15 protein-coding genes and 2 tRNA genes are annotated in these 18,592 nt (G+C 26.6%); 1 reads left to right on the top strand and 16 read right to left on the bottom strand.

Annotation, left to right across the window (positions count from 1 at the left end; genetic code table 11):
* Positions 1-20: 20 nt before the first annotated feature.
* The 10 genes from rimM to pncC form a co-directional block, all read right to left on the bottom strand.
* Entirely contained in the window at positions 21-575 is a 555-nt protein-coding gene (rimM, locus tag FD726_RS02410; protein ID WP_159990000.1) for a ribosome maturation factor RimM, read from the bottom strand.
* Between the two features lie 18 nt (positions 576-593).
* Positions 594-839, bottom strand: coding sequence for a 30S ribosomal protein S16 (gene rpsP, locus FD726_RS02405; protein WP_159989999.1), 246 nt, complete (start codon positions 837-839; stop codon positions 594-596).
* A gap of 139 nt (positions 840-978) precedes the next feature.
* The gene (gene ffh / locus FD726_RS02400; RefSeq protein ID WP_159989998.1) at positions 979-2,340 is read right to left on the bottom strand and encodes a signal recognition particle protein; all 1,362 of its coding nucleotides are present in this window, start codon (positions 2,338-2,340) and stop codon (positions 979-981) included.
* Between the two features lie 312 nt (positions 2,341-2,652).
* Positions 2,653-4,215, bottom strand: coding sequence for a glutamate--cysteine ligase (gene gshA, locus FD726_RS02395; protein ID WP_159989997.1), 1,563 nt, complete (start codon positions 4,213-4,215; stop codon positions 2,653-2,655).
* 305 nt (positions 4,216-4,520) lie between these two features.
* Positions 4,521-4,594 (bottom strand) — tRNA-Arg (locus FD726_RS02390).
* Between the two features lie 15 nt (positions 4,595-4,609).
* A tRNA-Ser gene (locus FD726_RS02385) sits at positions 4,610-4,699 on the bottom strand.
* Positions 4,700-4,889: 190 nt separating this feature from the next.
* On the bottom strand, positions 4,890-5,072 hold the full coding sequence (csrA, locus tag FD726_RS02380; protein WP_159989996.1) for a carbon storage regulator CsrA: 183 nt from the start codon (positions 5,070-5,072) through the stop codon (positions 4,890-4,892).
* Between the two features lie 253 nt (positions 5,073-5,325).
* Complete coding sequence (alaS, locus tag FD726_RS02375; RefSeq protein ID WP_159989995.1) at positions 5,326-7,971, bottom strand: alanine--tRNA ligase; 2,646 nt, start codon at positions 7,969-7,971, stop codon at positions 5,326-5,328.
* A 147-nt stretch (positions 7,972-8,118) separates the two neighbouring features.
* Positions 8,119-9,162, bottom strand: coding sequence for a recombinase RecA (gene recA, locus FD726_RS02370; protein WP_159989994.1), 1,044 nt, complete (start codon positions 9,160-9,162; stop codon positions 8,119-8,121).
* 41 nt (positions 9,163-9,203) lie between these two features.
* On the bottom strand, positions 9,204-9,698 hold the full coding sequence (pncC, locus tag FD726_RS02365; protein ID WP_159989993.1) for a nicotinamide-nucleotide amidase: 495 nt from the start codon (positions 9,696-9,698) through the stop codon (positions 9,204-9,206).
* Between the two features lie 230 nt (positions 9,699-9,928).
* Between pncC and mutS the strand changes: the two genes are divergently transcribed.
* Positions 9,929-12,499, top strand: coding sequence for a DNA mismatch repair protein MutS (gene mutS, locus FD726_RS02360; RefSeq protein ID WP_159989992.1), 2,571 nt, complete (start codon positions 9,929-9,931; stop codon positions 12,497-12,499).
* Between the two features lie 28 nt (positions 12,500-12,527).
* Here mutS and rpoS read toward each other — a convergent pair whose 3' ends face one another.
* The 6 genes from rpoS to cysD all read right to left on the bottom strand — a co-directional run bounded on the left by rpoS (position 12,528) and on the right by cysD (position 18,587).
* Positions 12,528-13,514: an RNA polymerase sigma factor RpoS gene (rpoS, locus tag FD726_RS02355; RefSeq protein WP_159989991.1), complete on the bottom strand. Its 987-nt coding sequence runs from the start codon at positions 13,512-13,514 to the stop codon at positions 12,528-12,530.
* Between the two features lie 820 nt (positions 13,515-14,334).
* Positions 14,335-14,820: a 2-C-methyl-D-erythritol 2,4-cyclodiphosphate synthase gene (gene ispF, locus FD726_RS02350; protein ID WP_159990011.1), complete on the bottom strand. Its 486-nt coding sequence runs from the start codon at positions 14,818-14,820 to the stop codon at positions 14,335-14,337.
* Between the two features lie 2 nt (positions 14,821-14,822).
* Entirely contained in the window at positions 14,823-15,536 is a 714-nt protein-coding gene (gene ispD, locus FD726_RS02345) for a 2-C-methyl-D-erythritol 4-phosphate cytidylyltransferase (RefSeq protein WP_159989990.1), read from the bottom strand.
* A gap of 100 nt (positions 15,537-15,636) precedes the next feature.
* Entirely contained in the window at positions 15,637-16,233 is a 597-nt protein-coding gene (gene cysC, locus FD726_RS02340) for an adenylyl-sulfate kinase (RefSeq protein WP_159990010.1), read from the bottom strand.
* Between the two features lie 2 nt (positions 16,234-16,235).
* Entirely contained in the window at positions 16,236-17,666 is a 1,431-nt protein-coding gene (gene cysN, locus FD726_RS02335) for a sulfate adenylyltransferase subunit CysN (protein WP_159989989.1), read from the bottom strand.
* Positions 17,667-17,678: 12 nt separating this feature from the next.
* Positions 17,679-18,587, bottom strand: a complete 909-nt coding sequence (gene cysD / locus FD726_RS02330) for a sulfate adenylyltransferase subunit CysD (protein WP_159989988.1) — start codon at positions 18,585-18,587, stop codon at positions 17,679-17,681.
* Positions 18,588-18,592 lie beyond the last annotated feature (5 nt).

Here is an 18,592-nt window from a genome sequence, read left to right as displayed (position 1 = left end):
ATTTCTTTAAATAAAAATTTTTAAAAAATAGGATTCCAATCTACTTCAATTAGTTTTTTATGAATATTTACCATCTTAATAATTTTTTTTTCAATAAAAGGAATTAAAATTTCTCCTATATTAAATTTATTTTTTATTTTTGGTTTAACAACTATAACATAGTTTGGTCCCGTTTTTATAAAATCAACTATGGTACCCATATTATATCCTTTGATGTGAATTACCTGACATTGTAATAAATCTTTCAAATAATAATTTCCATGATCTAAGGGTGGTAATTGTTTTGAATTTATAATAATTTCAATATTGATTAATTTATTAGCTATGTTTCTATCGTTTATGTTTTTTAGTTTTACAATAATAAATTTGTTATGATATTTCCAACAACTTACTTCTAATTTATACCATTTATTAATATGATTAACAAACCATGGTTGATAAAGAAAAATATCATCTAATTTTTCAGTAAAAGATAAAATCTTAATCCAGCCCAAAATACCATATACTCCTATTATCTTTCCTAAGGTAATAGGATCATTAGGATAATATTCAAGTGATTTTTTGTTTATAATCATATTATATTTTATAAAAACTTAAGTATTTTTATTTAATTTCAATAAATTATTAACTTTATTAGACAATTTTGCACCATTACTTATCCAATATTTTATGCGTTTTTCATCTAAAGATACTCTTTGTTGTGAACCACAATTAACTGGATTATAAAAACCTACATTTTCTATGAAACGACCATTGCGAGCTTTACGACTGTCAGTTACAACTAATTGATAAAACGGACGTTTTTTAGAACCATGTCTTGCCAACCGAATAACAACCATAATACCTCCTATTTGAAATTTAAAATCTAGTTTTTTTAATATTAAATATATTAATCTAATTGATAGTAAAATACTGCGAATTTTAATTCTATTTTATTTAGTAAAAATCAAGTTATACTAAACTAGTATTAAAATAATTTTACTGTTTATAAAAACTGTGTGGAAATATATTTTTTATATATCTTGACATTTTTTCTAATCCATTTTTTTTCATTTTTTTTACTATATTTTGCATATCTGTAAATTGCTTGAGTAGACGATTAACATCTTGTACTTTCATTCCTGAACCATTAGCAATACGACGTTTACGTGATCCTTTAATTATTTCGGGTTTTTTACGCTCTTTTATTGTCATAGAATTAATCATAGCTTCCATACGTATTAATATTTTATCATCTATTTGTGGTGTTGCTTCATCTGATAATTTCATTAATCCTGGAATTTTTCTTAATAAATCAGATATATTACCCATTTTACGTATCTGTTTTAACTGTTGCAGAAAGTCATTAAGATCAAAAGTATCGCCTTTCTTTATTTTTTTACTGAATTGTTCTATTTGTTCACTATCTATTTTACTTTCGATATCTTCAATTAATGATATCATATCTCCCATTCCTAATATCCGAGAAGCTATTCTTTCTGGATAAAAAGGTTCTAATGCTTCTATTTTTTCACCTACTCCTATGAATTTAATAGGTTTACCAGTTAAATGACGGATTGATAATGCTACTCCTCCTCTTGCATCACTATCTACTTTAGTTAAAAGTATACCAGTAAAAGATAACATTTTATCAAATACTTCTGCAGCATTTGCGATATCTTGACCCATCATACAATCTGCTACAAATAGAGTTTCTATTGGATTAGCTGTAGTATGTATTTGTTTTATTTCTTCCATCATAGAGTCATTAACATGAAGACGACCAGCTGTATCAATTAAGAGAATATCATAGAATTTAGTTCTTGCTTCTCTTAATGCATTTTTTACAATATGAACTGGTTCTTGATTACAATTAGAAGGATAGCAATCTACATTAATTTGATTTGATAAAGTTGCAAGTTGTGTAATAGCAGCAGGACGATAAATATCTGTAGAAACTGTCAAAACTTTTTTTTTATACTTTTCAGTAATAAATTTAGCTAATTTAACTGTACTAGTAGTCTTACCTGTACCTTGTAAGCCTACTAATAATATAGTAGCAGGTGGTACTGTTGACAAATTAATACTAGTATTTTTTTCACCCATAATATTAATTAGTTCATCACGAACAATTTTAATAAATTCTTGTCCAGGTGTCATTCGTTTATTTACTTCTTGACCAATTGCTTTTTCTTTTACAGAATTAGTAAAATTACGTACTACAGAAAAAGCTACATCAGCTTCCAATAATGCTATACGAACTTCGTGTAATGTTTCTTTTATGTTACCTTCTGTTAATCTTCCTCTACCAATAATATTATTAAAAGTTTTTGATAGACGATTAGTTAGATTTTCAAACAAATTTATCTCACTTAAAATTGATTAATTTTAATTTCAAAATAATTAATATTAATGATAACATAATATCATAATATTTATTTTTAATAAAAAATATAATGTTATCGTTTACGCAAAAAATATCTTAATTATACTACATTGTTAATTTACATGGTATAATAATTAAATTATTTTTATAATTCGCTGCTAATGTAAACAAATCTTAATATAAAAGATAATTTATATATTAAATTTACAGACTGATATGTAGTAAAATAATTATTACTAATTATATAGTATTGTTTACTCAAAAATATAAATCATTTAATTTTAATCTTAGTAAGATAAATTATTAAGATAAGTTTCAAAGTTTATAAAATCATTTTTTTCTATTTTTTTTTGTTCTAAAATTGATTTTTTTGCTTTTATTTTAAGATCTTTTTCTTGTAGTACGTTGAGTGGTTCTGTACAAAGAATATCTCGGTATTGTTTTGACAGAGATATACCAGTTTCAATAACACCATTTTGTTTTATAGCATTAAGAATTCGTGCTGAATAAGTTAATTCTGGATTATCAAAGTATAAAAATAACTCGTCACAAATTTTTTGATATATTTTGTTTTGTTCATTTTTATCTAAAATTTCTGCTACTCTACGAAGATCATGAAAAATTTTTTTTCCTATATCTGCTAAAAAGTATTTTTTATTAAATCCTACATTAATTTTCAGATTTGGTTTTCTTCCTTCTAATGTTACTATTTTCCAATTTTCATTACTATAATGAAGTTCTTCAGTACTCATGTCAGAAATATCGGATAAAATACACCAAATTAGAAATAAATCAAGAAAATATACTTGAGTTTTATTAATACCTATAGCAGAAAATGGATTTATATCAAGAGACCTAACTTCTATATATTCAATACCATTATGTAAAAGTGTATCTGAATATGATTTACCAAAACGATTAACACATTTAGGACGTATTGGAGAATAAAATTCATTTTCAATCTGGAGAATATTAGTATTAAGTTGTATCCTATTACCATATTTATCTTTGATACCTATTTCTACAAATTGTTCCCACGGTGTTTTTAATGCTATCCTTAATTTATTAACATATTCTTCAAGTGAATTAAAGGTTATTTTTAATATATTTGATACCTTATTATTGTATCCTAAATCACTTAGACGTAATGAAGTTGCATAAGGTAGCCAAAGCGTATTTTTATTATTTATCTCAAAAATGAGCTTGATATTATTATTTTTTTGTAAAAAACTAGAACATATTGCTGGAGATGCACCAAAAAGATATGGTATTATCCAACCAAAACGGTAGTAATTACGAATTAATATTAAATATCCTGCTGAAATAGTCTCTTTACAATTTTCTAAATTTTGTAAATCTGCCCATTCTTTCCAAAAGGTAACTGGTAATGAGAAATTATAATGAATACCAGATATTGTTTGCATCATCGCACCATATCTGGTCTTTAAACCTTTACGATATAAGGTTTTCATTAACCCAATATTAGATTTTCCATAATCAGCTAATTTAATTTTATTTATATCTTCAATTCTACACGGCATACTTAATGGCCATAGAAACTCTTTATTCAATATACGATAAACATAACGATGAATATCTCTTAAAAAATAAAGCATATATTCTATTCTATTATCAACTGGTGTAATAAATTCTAATAGAGATTCAGCAAAATCAGTAGTAATCCATTCATTCTGAAGAGCGGATCCTAGATCTATAGGATGTTTACTAACTGCAATATCACCATTTGGTTTAACTCTTAATGTTTCTCTTTCAATACCTCGATTAATATTTTTTAAAATAGGTAAGTTATTTTCTAACCAAGCTAATGTATTAGATATATCAGATATCACATTAACCTCCGGTTGAAGTAAGAATTTTTATAAAAAAATAGTATCAAATTTAATAATCTGTGGTTTATATAATAGATAAGTGAACTTTATAAGTTTAAATTATAGTAATCAATATAATTTGGTATTTTTATATTAACATTTTAATTTTAGTAAAATTAATGATTTAATATTAATTCAATTTATTTATTTAATTATTAATACTAATAAACAACAAATTATTTGTATAAATTTAGAGTCATTTTTTAAAAAATTATTTATTGATAAATGTAAATAAAGTAGAGAAAATTTTTTAATCATTAGGTTATCGCATCCGGGAGGATTCGAACCTCCGACCGCTCGGTTCGTAGCCGAGTACTCTATCCAACTGAGCTACGGATGCATTAATATAAAATTGCGGTGAGGGAGGGATTCGAACCCTCGAGCAGTTTTAACACCACATACTCCCTTAGCAGGGGAGCGCCTTCAGCCTCTCGGCCACCTCACCTAGAGAATTTTTATTGAATTATATGTTTATTTATATTACTTTTATATTCAAATAAGTCAAATAATTTTTAATACTAATTGCAACAATAATGTAAAATTAATAAAATAAATATAAATTAGCAATAAAGATTTTTTGTTTCTATTGAGATACTTTTTGCCTCGCTTTATTTTTAGCGAGGCATTAAACTTTTTTAAAGTATTGTTTGCTTTATTTCAGTTCTAATACGTTGATAAATTTCTTCACGATGTACAGATATTTCTTTAGGTGCTTTAACACCAATTCGAACCTGATTACCTTTAACTGCTAACACTGTTACAATTACTTCGTTTCCAATTACTAGGGTTTCACCAACTCGACGAGTTAGAATAAGCATTATTTGCTCCTTAAAATAAAATAGTCGAGCTTATATGGAGTATCTATTGCATTTATAACTAATTATTGTTTAATATCGAATGTTAACTCAAGAATGATAAATGTATGTAAGTAAACATGTACATATACAATATATTGTATATTAATGTATTTGAAGTATACTATTTTAAGTTTAACTGTATTAAACATTAATCTTAATATAAAAAAGAAAGCTAGAATAATTTTCTAGCATTATTTTATATACATTTCCGTTATTATAATTTATCAGATATCCATGGTTTAACACTTAGCAATGTTTTTTCTAATAATTTTATTTCTTTACCACTACCTCGTGCTAGATCTATTTTTCCGCCTCCATCACCGCCAATTTGTTTTGCTAAATATTTTATTAGATCATTAGCTTGAATTTTATTGGTTAAATCTTTCGTAACACTTGCTATTAGTAAAATTTTACCTTCTATTATTGTAGCTAATACTAAAACTGATGAGCTTAATTTATTTTTTAATTTTATTATTATATTATTTAACATTAAAGAGGTAAAATTATCTACTTTACTTACTAAAATTTTAGTGTTTTTTATTTCAATAACTCTATCCATTAGTAGATCAGTTTCGTAATTAACTTGATTTTTTCTTAGATTTTGTAATTCTCTTTCAATAATATTTACATGATTTATTAAATTATAAAATTTTTCGTTTAAATTACTATTATTAGTTTTCATTAAACTAGATAAAATATTTAATTGTTTTTTATTATTATTCATTTGAATAAAGGCATTTTTCCCAGTGTTCACTTCTATTCTACGAACTCCTGAAGAAATTCCATATTCAGATTTTATACAAAATAATCCTATCTCTGATGTGTTTAATACGTGAGTACCACCGCACAGTTCTTTTGAGATATTGCCTATTTTTACAATACGTACATAATTACTATATTTTTCTTTAAATAACATTTTTGCTTTTTGTAATTTTGCATTATCAATACTAATTATTTTAGTTTCAATATTTGTGTTACTAAAAATATGCTCGTTTACAATTTCTTCAATTTTATCTATTTCTTGCAATTTCAAAGGATTATAATGTAAAAAATCAAAGCGAAAATATTTATCACTTATTAATGATCCCTTTTGAACTACATGATTACCTAAAACTTTACATAATGCAGCATGAAGCAAATGTGTTGCTGAATGATTAATAGAAATAAGTTTGCGATGTATAGAATCAACTGTAGCATTACAAATATCACCTACTGAAAAATCACCAGATATTAAATTACCTATATGACAAATAGCATTACCAAATTTTATAGTATTTTTTACAATAAATTCAGAATTAGGTTTTTTTAAATTTCCTATATCTCCAATCTGACCACCAGCTTCAGCATAAAAAGGAGTTTTGTCTAGAATAATAACCACATCTTCATTATTACTATTACTAGAAGTAGTAATTTTTTCTATAGGCTTATCTGCAATGTAAATTGCTTTTATAGTAGATGATAAATCAAGTTGATCATATCCATTAAAATGAGATTGAATATTAAACAGTATTTTGTTATCATAACTACATTCAAATTTACTGAATTTACGAGCACGTATTTGTTGCAATTTCATTGCTTTTTCAAAACCTGTAATATCTAATTTAAAATTACGTTCTTTACATATGTCTTTGATTAAATCAATAGGAAATCCGAAAGTATCATGAAGACGAAATGCTATTTCTCCACTTAAAATATCGTTTTCTTTTAAATTTAATAGTTCACTATCCAATAGTGATATACCTCGTTTTAATATCTTATCAAACTGTTCTTCCTCAAATTTTAATATTCTTTCTATCTTAGCTTGATGATTACTTAAATTTTTAGCTGATTCTCCCAAAACTTCAATTAAAGGCTTAATTAACAAATATAAGAAAACTTTTTTGACTCCAAGTTTATTTCCATAACAAATTGCACGACGAATAATACGACGAAGTACGTAACCACGATTTTCATTTGAAGGAAATACACCGTCTGCAATTAAAAATGCACAACAACGTATATGATCTGCAATAACCCTGAGAGAAATATTGTTAATATCTTTAGTACAAGTAAGTTTGGCTATTTTTAAAATAAGATTTTTAAAAAAATCAATTTCATAGTTAGATTTAACATGTTGCATTACAGAAACAATTCTTTCAAGACCCATGCCTGTATCAATAGAAGGTTTTAATAAAGGTATCATTTTTCCATTAGATTGCCGATCAAATTGTAAAAAAACTATGTTCCATAGTTCAAGGTAATTGTTATTGTTTAATTTTAAATCTTTACTTAAACAATCTACTTTAATATCTCCATAATCATATATAATTTCAGTACATGGACCACAAGGGCCAGTATCTCCCATTTGCCAAAAATTATCTGATACAAATGGAAGATTATTTTGATCTCCTACCATAATGATACGATTTTTAGGAATACCTATTTCATTGGTCCATATGTCATAAGTTTCTTTATCTAATTCATAAACAGTCACTAATAAACGATTTTTAGGTATATTAAACCAGTTTATATGTGTCAACAATTCCCAAGCAAATGAAATAGCTTCTCTTTTAAAATAATCCCCGAAACTAAAATTTCCTAACATTTCAAAAAAAGTATGATGTCTTTCAGTATATCCTACATTTTCTAAATCGTTATGTTTGCCTCCTGCACGAATACAACGCTGAGATGTTACAACCCGCAAATATTTACTAGCTTCTCTGCATAAGAAAATATTTTTAAATTGATTCATTCCTGCATTAGTAAATAATAAAGTTGGATCATTATCTGGCACTAATGAGCTACTAGGTACAATTGTATGTCCTTTACTATAAAAAAAATCAATAAACATTTGACGAATCTCATTAGTACTTTTTATCATATTAATATCTGTATCCCAATTTGTTTTTTATCAAAAATAATGTTAATTATTATCGTTAACTACAGAAAAAATAGATAATTAACTATAGATTAAGTAAGTATATTTAAATAATTTTATTAATTAAATATATTATATCTCTTAAATAATTTATGTAGATAACACTTCCTTGTTAATTGAAGCATTATTGGTTACTTTGTTAGTACATAACAACATTTCTCTTAGTTTTATATCAATTTCATTTGCTATTATCGTATTTTTTTTTAGAAAAGAACTAGCATTGAATTTACCTTGACCAATTTTATTTTCTTTATAACTATACCAAGATCCTGATTTATCAATTATGCCATGTTTTACACCTAATTCTATTAGTTCTCCAAAAATATTAATACCTTCTCCATACATGATTTGAAAATCTGCTTGTTTAAATGGAACGGCTATTTTATTTTTTACTACTTTAACACGAGTTTCACTTCCAATAACATTATCTCCTTCTTTTATTGCACCAATACGACGTATATCAAGCCGAATGGAAGCATAGAACTTTAATGCATTACCTCCAGTAGTAGTTTCAGGATTACCGAACATAACACCTATTTTCATACGAATCTGATTAATAAATATCAACAAAGTATTTGATTGTTTAAGATTACCTGCTAGTTTACGCATAGCTTGACTCATCATACGTGCTGCAAGACCCATATGTGAAGCACCAATTTCTCCTTCAATTTCAGCTTTAGGAGTTAAAGCAGCTACAGAATCAACAATTATAACATCAATAGCTCCTGATCTTGCTAAAGCATCACAAATCTCTAAAGCTTGTTCACCAGTATCTGGTTGTGAACATAGTAAATTATCAATGTCAACACCAAGTTTTTTGGCATATGTTGGATCAAGAGCATGTTCAGCATCAATGAAAGCACAAGTTTTTCCTTTAAGTTGAGCAGCAGCTATGACCTGAAGAGTTAAAGTTGTTTTGCCTGATGATTCAGGACCATATATTTCGACTATACGACCTAAAGGAAGTCCTCCTGCACCTAAAGCAATATCTAAAGATAAAGAACCTGTTGATATAGTTTCTACATCCATTGATCTATCTTCCCCCAAACGCATTATAGAACCTTTGCCAAATTGTTTTTCAATCTGAGATATTGCAACTTCTAATGCTTGCTTTTTGTTTTCATCAATTGCCATTTAAACTCCCATTTTTAATTGACAAACAATTACTAATTTATTTAATTTATTAAAATTTTTTCATAAAAGATTTGTAAGGCAAAATATACTGATTGATATCTTATTATATCACGATTACCATTAAATTGTTTATGCATGATAAATACTTTATTATCTATCGTAACAAAACCAAACCATACTGTACCAATTGGTTTTTCAATATTCCCGCCACTAGGTCCAGCTATTCCACTAACTGCAATAGAATAAGAAGAACCTGATTTATATTTTGCAGCTAAAGCCATTGCACGTACAGTATTTTCACTTACTGAACCAAATTTTGTTAATAATTTTTTATTTATACCAAGTAATTTTTCTTTAGCTTTATTACTATACGTTATGAATCCACAGTCAAACCAATTAGAACTACCAGCATTATCAGTAAGAATTTTAGATATCCAACCGCCTGTACAAGATTCAGCGCAGGAAATAGTTGCTTTCTGTATTTTTAATGCATTACCTACTTGTTTGCTAATTAGTTGTATTTTAGAATAAAACATAACTTTTTCTGTATTTTTATTTTAAATATATAATCATGATTATATAAAATATTGTAATAATATAAAAGGTCTATAATTTTTATTTTATATTTTTATATAAATATTATAAATTTAATGATTTTATTTTTAATAAATTATTTATTGTTCCACTTATGAATAATAAACATAATATTGTGTTGTAATAAATTAATAATGATTAAAGAAAATTTTTTAATTATAAGAGAGATATCATGAATAATGATTCACATACACCTATGATGAAACAATATTTAAAAATTAAATCTGAATATCCTGATATGTTATTATTTTATCGTATGGGAGATTTTTATGAACTATTTTATGATGATGCTAAAAAAGCATCTAAATTATTGGAAATATCTTTAACTAAAAGAGGTCAATCTGCTGGAAAACCCATTCCAATGGCAGGTGTTCCTCATCATAACATTGATAGTTACTTAACTAAACTAGTACAGTTAGGAGAATCTGTAGCACTATGTGAACAAATAGAACATTTATCTTTATCACAAAATAAAGGATTAGTGAATCGAAAAGTTGTTCGTATTATTACTCCTGGTACTATTAGTGATGAAGCTATGCTACAGGAAAAATATGATAATATAATAGCAGCTATTATTCAAAATAAATGTAGTTATGGTTATGCTACTCTAGATATGGCTTCTGGTCGTTTTCTTCTAAAAAACTTAAATAATGCTGAACTTATGTCTATCGAATTATACAATACTAATCCTTCAGAATTATTGTATCCTGAAGACTTTCATAATTTTTCATTAATTAAAAATTATAGAGGATTAAGAAGTAGACCTTTATGGGAATTTGAAATTGATACGGCATATCAACAATTAAATTTACAGTTTGGAACTAAAGAACTAAAAGGATTCGGTATAGAGAATAATTTTTTAGCTTTAAGAGCAGCTGGTTGTTTATTACAATACGTAAAAAACACTCAATGTACTGATATAATCCCTCATATTAAATCGGTAATTATACAACATCCACAAGATAATGTCATAATTGATCAAAATACATGTCGTAATTTAGAAATAATAAAAAATTTAGAAGGTGGTACTAAAAATACATTAGATGAAATATTAAATTTAACAGTAACATCTATGGGAAATAGAATGTTAAAAAGATGGTTGCAGACACCGATTCGTGATATTGATATTATAAATCAACGTCAGGAATCTATTTTAGAATTAAAAGACTGCTATGAAGAAATACAACCTATTTTACAAAAAATAGGAGATTTGGAACGCATATTAGCACGTATAGCACTTCGTTCTGCTAGACCACGTGATTTTGTTAGATTACGTTGTGCTTTGCAACAATTTCCTGAACTAAATCAAGTTACAGCACAATTTAAGGCAAAAAAATTAAGAAAAATATTTAGACAAATAGGAGAATTCAAAGAACTGCGTAATTTACTTGAACAAGCGATAGTTGAATTTCCACCTATGCTTATTAGAGAAGGGGGAGTTATTGCTTTAGGTTACAATGAAGAACTTGACAAATGGCGTAATTTAGCAAAGGGTGCGGAAAATTATTTGAAAAAAATTGAAATGAAAGAGCGTAAAAATTTATCATTAGATACATTAAAAATAGGTTTTACTAAGATATATGGATATTACGTCCAAGTAAGCAAAAGTCAAGTCAATAAAATTCCTAATCATTATATACTTCGTCAAACATTAAAGAATGTGAATCGTTATATTATTCCTGAATTAAAAGAATATGAAAATAAAATAATAATTTCTAAAGAAAAATCCTTATCATTAGAAAAATTTTTATATGAATCAATATTTGATTATATTATGCCGTACACTGAATCACTTCAACTTAGTTCACAAGCATTAGCTAAATTAGATGTGTTAAGTAACCTAGCAGAACGTGCTCATAACCTTAATTATTGTAGACCTGTATTACAAAAAGAACCCAAGATAAATATTGTAGATGGACGTCACCCGGTAGTAGAAAAAGTATTAATAGAACCTTTTATTCCAAATTCAATATCTTTATCCAAGAAAAATAGAATGCTAATTATTACCGGACCAAATATGGGTGGTAAAAGTACATATATGCGTCAAACAGCATTAATAGTTTTAATGGCATATATAGGAAGTTTTGTGCCAGCAAAAGAAGCATTAATAGGAAATTTTGATCGTATTTTTACAAGAATTGGTGCATCTGATGATTTAGCATCTGGCCGTTCAACTTTTATGGTTGAAATGACTGAAGCAGCAAATATCTTGCATAACTCCACTAGTAATAGTTTAGTTATCATGGATGAAATTGGCAGAGGAACTTCAACATACGATGGTCTTGCTTTAGCATGGTCTTGCGCAGAATATATTAATAATAAAATTAAAGCTATTACATTATTTGCAACACATTATTTTGAGTTAACTTTTATTAAAGAAAAATTTATAGGTATAACAAACGTATATTTCGATGCAATAGAACATGAAGATAAAATAGCATTTATGCATACTGTTAAAAATGGAAGTATGAACAAAAGTTATGGTTTTTCTGTAGCTTTACTAGCTGGAATTCCTAAACAAGTTATCAACTTAGCAAAAGAAAAATTAAATGAGTTAGAGATAGAAAACAGTAATTTTCGCTCTAACTCAACTTCAGCTATTACCAATGATTCTTTGTTAATACCGGTAGAAAAAAAAACTACATCTGTTATACAGAATATCATTAAAAAAATAGATCCAGATAATATAACACCAAATGAAGCTATTAATTTAATATATATTTTAAAATCGATAAAAAGCTAAAAATACACTTTAGAATTTTATAATTATCCTATTTGCAAAATAACGCTTCAATATTTAAACCATGAGATTGTAAAATTTCACGCAATCGTCGTAATCCTTCAACTTGAATTTGACGTACCCGCTCTCTTGTTAATCCAATTTCACGACCAACATCTTCTAAAGTTGCAGCATCATATCCTAATAAACCAAATCTGCGTGATAACACTTCTCTTTGTTTTATGCTTAACTCAAATAACCATTTAATTATACTTTGTTTCATATCATCATCTTGAGTAGCATTTTCAGGACCATTATCTTTCTCATCTGCTAATATATCTAATAAGGCTTTTTCAGAATCCATACCTAATGGCATATCAACTGAAGTAATATGTTCATTTAATTTTAACATACGATTAACATCGTCAACCGATTTGTCTAATTTTTCTGCTATTTCTTCTGCACTAGGTTCGTGATCTAGTTTATGAGAAAGTTCACGAGCAGTACGTAAGTAAACGTTTAATTCTTTCATAATATGGATAGGTAAGCGAATAGTACGAGTTTGGTTCATAATAGCTCTTTCTATAGTTTGACGTATCCACCAAGTAGAATAAGTAGAAAAACGAAAACCCCGCTCTGGATCAAATTTTTCTACAGCCCTAATTAAACCAAGATTACCTTCTTCAATTAAATCTAATAGTGCCATACCTCTGTTACTATAACGACGAGCTATTTTTACTACTAATCGTAAATTACTTTCTATCATGCGTTTACGAGAGAAAATGTCACCTTGTAAAGCACGTCGAGCAAAAAAAACTTCTTCTTCTGCAGTTAATAAAGGAGAATACCCTATCTCACCTAGATACAATTGCGTAGCATCTAAAATTCTTTGAGTAGCTCCTGGAAGTATTTCTTCTTCTATAATGTCATCATCTCCTAATTCTGTTTCGATAAAATCATTACTATCAAAAATTTCATTTTTATATTCTTCAAAATCTACATTTTCATGCATTTTAGATTTTAGTATATCATGATTCATACTCGGTCCTACCCGTGATCTCAAAGCAAAATAGTTTCTGCCAGATTGCGCTGTAATTTATAACACAACGTTTACGGATTCTTCCTTATAAATAACGAATTTCAAAATATAATGTTATAAAACTAATTTCTATAAATTATTCATATTTAGAAATATCCTTTATAGTTTGATTTTTCGTATTGTTTTTGAACCAAAAACATATCTTATTTATAGATATATAAAATAATAATTAACAATTTAGTGATATATCATTATATAATAATATTATTGATTTTATATCAAAAATCAATTGTTATTCATTAAATAATGATTTGATTTTTTATTTAAAAAACATGACTTCAAGTCATTAATTATTAATATTAACTATTTAATTTAAAATATTTTTAATTTTAGCTAATCAAAATTTATAATCTTAAAATTAATTCCCTTACGAAAAAGCAATTTTTTATATTACTAAAGTTAAAATATCAAATAGATAAAACTTACATAATATCCTGTTATGTAATTTAAAATTAGCCTAGTTAATTTTATAATATATTTATCTTTAATACAAGTATTAAAGATAAATATATTATAACTGTTAAGTTTTATTACAGTTAAAAATAATTTTATTATATTTGAATTTCTAGTGCTATTTATATAAATTTAGACTAAAAATTATATTAATTATATAACTTAATAACATAAATTATCAAAATAAGAACAGGGGAATAAATATTTATAGAAGATGATAATTATTGTAAATAATTTTATACTTTAGATTATTTATCTATATGAATGATTTATAAAAAATAAATAATTAATAATATTTTGTTTAAAATTAGCAATTTTTTAATATCAATACTACGGCTTCACATGCAATTCCTTCTTCACGACCAATAAACCCTAATTTTTCTGTTGTAGTAGCTTTTATATTAATCTTATTCATGTGACAATTAATATTTTTAGAAATATTAAAGCGCATTTGTTTAAAATATGAAATAAGTTTTGGAGCTTGTGCTATAATCGTTAAATCTATATTTCCTATATAATATCCCTTGAAAACTATATCTTGCCATACCTTATCTAGTAAATAAAAACTATCAATTTTTTTAAAACTAGGATTTGTATCTGGAAATAAAGTTCCTATATCACCCATTGATGTAGCTCCTAAAAAAGCATCAATGAGAGCATGTATAACAACATCTCCATCGGAGTGTGCTATTAAACCATATTCAAAAGGTATGATTACTCCTCCAAGCACAAGAGGATTATCAATATTACTTTTGCTAAAAGCATGAACATCAAAACCATGTCCGATACGTATCATTATTCGATACCATAACAATTTTTATTAAGGTAAAATTCTGCAATTAATAAATCTTCAGGATAAGTTATTTTTATATTATCATTACGTCCCTGTATTAATAGAGGATAATAACCGCAATATTCTAAAGCTGAAGCTTCGTCTGTAATATTTATTCCTTTTTTCATAGCTAGTTTCAGACAGGAGGTAATTAATGGGTAATAAAAAAATTGTGGTGTCATAGCACGCCATAAATTTGCACGTTCTATTGTTTTTTTAATAATATCATTATTATCATTACTAAGTTTTATAGTATCAATTACAGGAACAGCTAATATTCCCCCTATATTACTTTTATAACGTATTTTTATTAACCGATCTAAATCTTCTCCATGCAAACATGGTCTTGATGCATCGTGTATTATTACCCAATTGGAATCACTTACAGCTTGTAGACCAGATAAAACGGATTGAGCTCTAGTTTTTCCTCCTGAAACACATATTATTCTACTATTATGTGCTATAGGAAGTTTATAAAAATACTTATCATTATCACTTAAAACGACAATAACTTGATTAATATAATACTTAGAAAGTAAAACAGAAATACAGTGTTCAATAATAGTTTTTTTACCAATAATTATATATTGTTTTGGTATTGATATTTGCATCCGTTTACCAATACCAGCAGCTGGTACTATAGCAACTATATTTTGTTTGATAAACAATTTATCCATGGTTAAAAATAAATGATTCTTTATCTACTATATAAAATTACCATTATCAATATAGTTATAAAGATGTTTTTTACTTTAATAAAAAATTTTCAAAAGTTAATTAAATAATACCTCTTATTTTTAGTAAATCTAACAAATTATTGACTAATTTATTAATTGATTCTTCACCATTTAACTGGATATCTGGTTTTTCTGGAATTTCATATTTATTGTCAATGCCTGTAAAATCACACAATTTTCCAGAACGAACTTGTTCATATAAGCCTTTAGGATCTCTTGCTTCACAAGTACTTAATGGAGTATTAATAAATACTTCAATAAACTGATCTTTATTAAATAAATTTCGTATCATTTCCCTGTCTTTTCGATAAGGAGAAATAAAAGCAGTAATTACTAATAAACCAGCATCTACCATTAATTTTGCTATATGACCTATTCGACGTATATTTTCTTTGCGATCTAAATTACTAAAACCTAAATCACTACATAATCCACAACGCAAATTATCTCCATCTAACAAATAAGTTTTAATATTCATATCATATAGTTTTTGTTCTAAAAAATCTGCAATAGTGGACTTACCAGAACCAGAGAGACCAGTAAACCATAAAACTGTAGCTTTATGTCTATTTTTATCTTCTCTTAATCTACGTGTAACAGTATGGCGGTACCAACTTATATTTTTATGTTGCATAATTTTTATTTCTTCAATAAATCTCGGACGTTCCAATGTGGAAAATAATTGCGAATTAGTGAATTTAATTCTAATTCAAAATTACTATACTTGTCATTATAATTTTTAACATCAATTTTTTTTTCATATATCATGCCTGCACCCATAGTAGAATTACTAATGCGATCAATAAAAATTAATCCACCAGTTACTTTATTTTCCTTAAAGGTATCTATGATGACAGGTTCTTCAAAATTTATCTTTACTAATCCAATACTATTCAATATTAAATTATTGACTTTATATTTTTCCATAGAATTCATATTAATTTGATGTATTATTTTTTCTACATTAATAACAACTATTTTACTAGCTATTTTAATATAATAACTTTGATTTACTTTCATAGGTTTTTCTGACATCCAAACAATTGTAACAAATGCGCTATTTACTGGTTTTATATTATCGTCGACATCTAAAATTAAATCTCCTCTGCTGATATCAATTTCATCTTTTAAAATTAAAGTAATCGCTTGACCAACAGTTGCTCTGTTTAAATCACCATCAAAAGTGACAATACGTGCTATGCTAGACTCTAAACCAGATGGAAGAACTTTTATACTTTGTCCCATAGTTATGTTACCTGAAGCTACAGTCCCACAATAACCACGAAAATCTGTATTAAAACGGTTTATATATTGTACTGGAAAACGCATAGGTTGATCATTGATTACTTTATGTAAATCAGTATTTTCTAATATATCTAATAAAGTATTACCATTATACCAAGTCATTATTGTACTTCTAGACACTACATTATCACCCCTAAGAGCAGATATTGGAACAAAATCAACTTTTAAATCTTTAGGTAATTTTATTGAAAAATCAATATAATCTTTTTTAATTTTATTAAATATATCAAAATCATAATTAATTAAATCCATTTTATTAACAGCTACTATTAATTGCTTAATATTTAATAAAGTAGATATAAAACTATGTCTACGAGTTTGAGCAACTATTCCTTTGCGGGCATCTATTAATATTATAGCTAATTGACAAGTAGAAGCACCAGTTACCATATTTCTAGTATATTGATCGTGTCCAGGAGTATCAGCAATTATAAAATTTCTTTTTGCAGTAGAAAAATATCTATATGCTACATCAATTGTAATTCCTTGCTCCCGTTCAGCCTGTAATCCATCAACAAGCAGTGCTAAATTAAGTTTTTCACCTTGAATACTATAACGCTTACTATCATTATACAACAACGATAGCTGATCTTCATGTATATAACAACAATCATGCAACAGACGACCAATTAAAGTACTTTTACCATCATCTACATTACCACAAGTCAGAAAACGTAGTAGATCTTTATCTTTTTGTGCAAATAACCAATTTTTAATACCATTTTTCTTAATATTATTCTTAATATCTTCTACTACATCATTCATCTACTTAATTCCTTAAAAATATCCTTGTCTTTTTTTATGTTCCATGGAATTTGATTGATCTACATCAATTAATCGGTCTTTACGTTCGCTAGTTCTAGATAATATCATTTCTTCTATAATTTCTTCTAGTGTTTGTGCAGTGGATTCAACAGCACCAGTTAAAGGCCAGCATCCTAGAGTACGAAAACGTACCATACGCTTTTCTATTAATTCATGTTCTTCTAGATTTATTCTATTATCATTAATCACAATAATCATATTACCTCTTTTTAGAACAGGACGTTTCGCTGCTAAATAAAGTGGTACAATTTTAATTTTTTCTAAAAGAATATATTGCCATATATCTAGTTCAGTCCAGTTTGATAAGGGAAATACACGAATACTTTCACCTTTATTAATTTGTCCGTTATAGTTGTTCCACATTTCAGGTCTTTGATTTTTAGGATCCCATCGATGAAACCTATCTCTAAAAGAGTAAATTCTCTCTTTTGCTCTAGATCTTTCTTCATCACGACGTGCTCCACCAAATGCTGCATCAAATCTATATTTGTTTAGAGCTTGTTTTAAAGCATCTGTTTTCATTATGTCAGTATATTTTGTACTACCATGTATAAAAGGATTAATACCCATATTAATCCCTTTTAAATTTCGATGAATTAATAATTCTGCTCCTATTGATTGAACTATACGATCACGAAAATCATACATTTCACTAAATTTCCAACCTGTATCTATATGTAATAAAGGAAATGGAATTGGAGCAGGATAAAATGCTTTTTGTGCTAAATGTAACATTACTGAAGAATCTTTGCCGATAGAATACATCATTACTGGATTTGTAAATTCTGATATAACTTCTCGAATTATATATATACTTTCTGCTTCTAATTGATATATGTGATTTAATTTCTCAGATGTCATATTAT

This window comes from Pantoea sp. SoEX (genome assembly GCF_009829945.1).
Classification (GTDB): Bacteria; Pseudomonadota; Gammaproteobacteria; order Enterobacterales; family Enterobacteriaceae; genus Pantoea_C.
Note: the sequence above shows the minus strand (reverse complement) of the source record. Positions and strands in the feature narration are given on the sequence as shown.

Bases quoted from the DNA above. Each gene is read 5' to 3' on its own strand.
- rimM (WP_159990000.1), bottom strand. From the start codon at position 575: ATGATTATAAACAAAAAATCACTTGAATATTATCCTAATGATCCTATT.
- rpsP (WP_159989999.1), bottom strand. From the start codon at position 839: ATGGTTGTTATTCGGTTGGCAAGACATGGTTCTAAAAAACGTCCGTTT.
- csrA (WP_159989996.1), bottom strand. From the start codon at position 5,072: ATGCTTATTCTAACTCGTCGAGTTGGTGAAACCCTAGTAATTGGAAAC.
- alaS (WP_159989995.1), bottom strand. From the start codon at position 7,971: ATGATAAAAAGTACTAATGAGATTCGTCAAATGTTTATTGATTTTTTT.
- recA (WP_159989994.1), bottom strand. From the start codon at position 9,162: ATGGCAATTGATGAAAACAAAAAGCAAGCATTAGAAGTTGCAATATCT.
- pncC (WP_159989993.1), bottom strand. From the start codon at position 9,698: ATGTTTTATTCTAAAATACAACTAATTAGCAAACAAGTAGGTAATGCA.
- mutS (WP_159989992.1), top strand. From the start codon at position 9,929: ATGAATAATGATTCACATACACCTATGATGAAACAATATTTAAAAATT.
- rpoS (WP_159989991.1), bottom strand. From the start codon at position 13,514: ATGAATCATGATATACTAAAATCTAAAATGCATGAAAATGTAGATTTT.
- ispD (WP_159989990.1), bottom strand. From the start codon at position 15,536: ATGGATAAATTGTTTATCAAACAAAATATAGTTGCTATAGTACCAGCT.
- cysN (WP_159989989.1), bottom strand. From the start codon at position 17,666: ATGAATGATGTAGTAGAAGATATTAAGAATAATATTAAGAAAAATGGT.
- cysD (WP_159989988.1), bottom strand. From the start codon at position 18,587: ATGACATCTGAGAAATTAAATCACATATATCAATTAGAAGCAGAAAGT.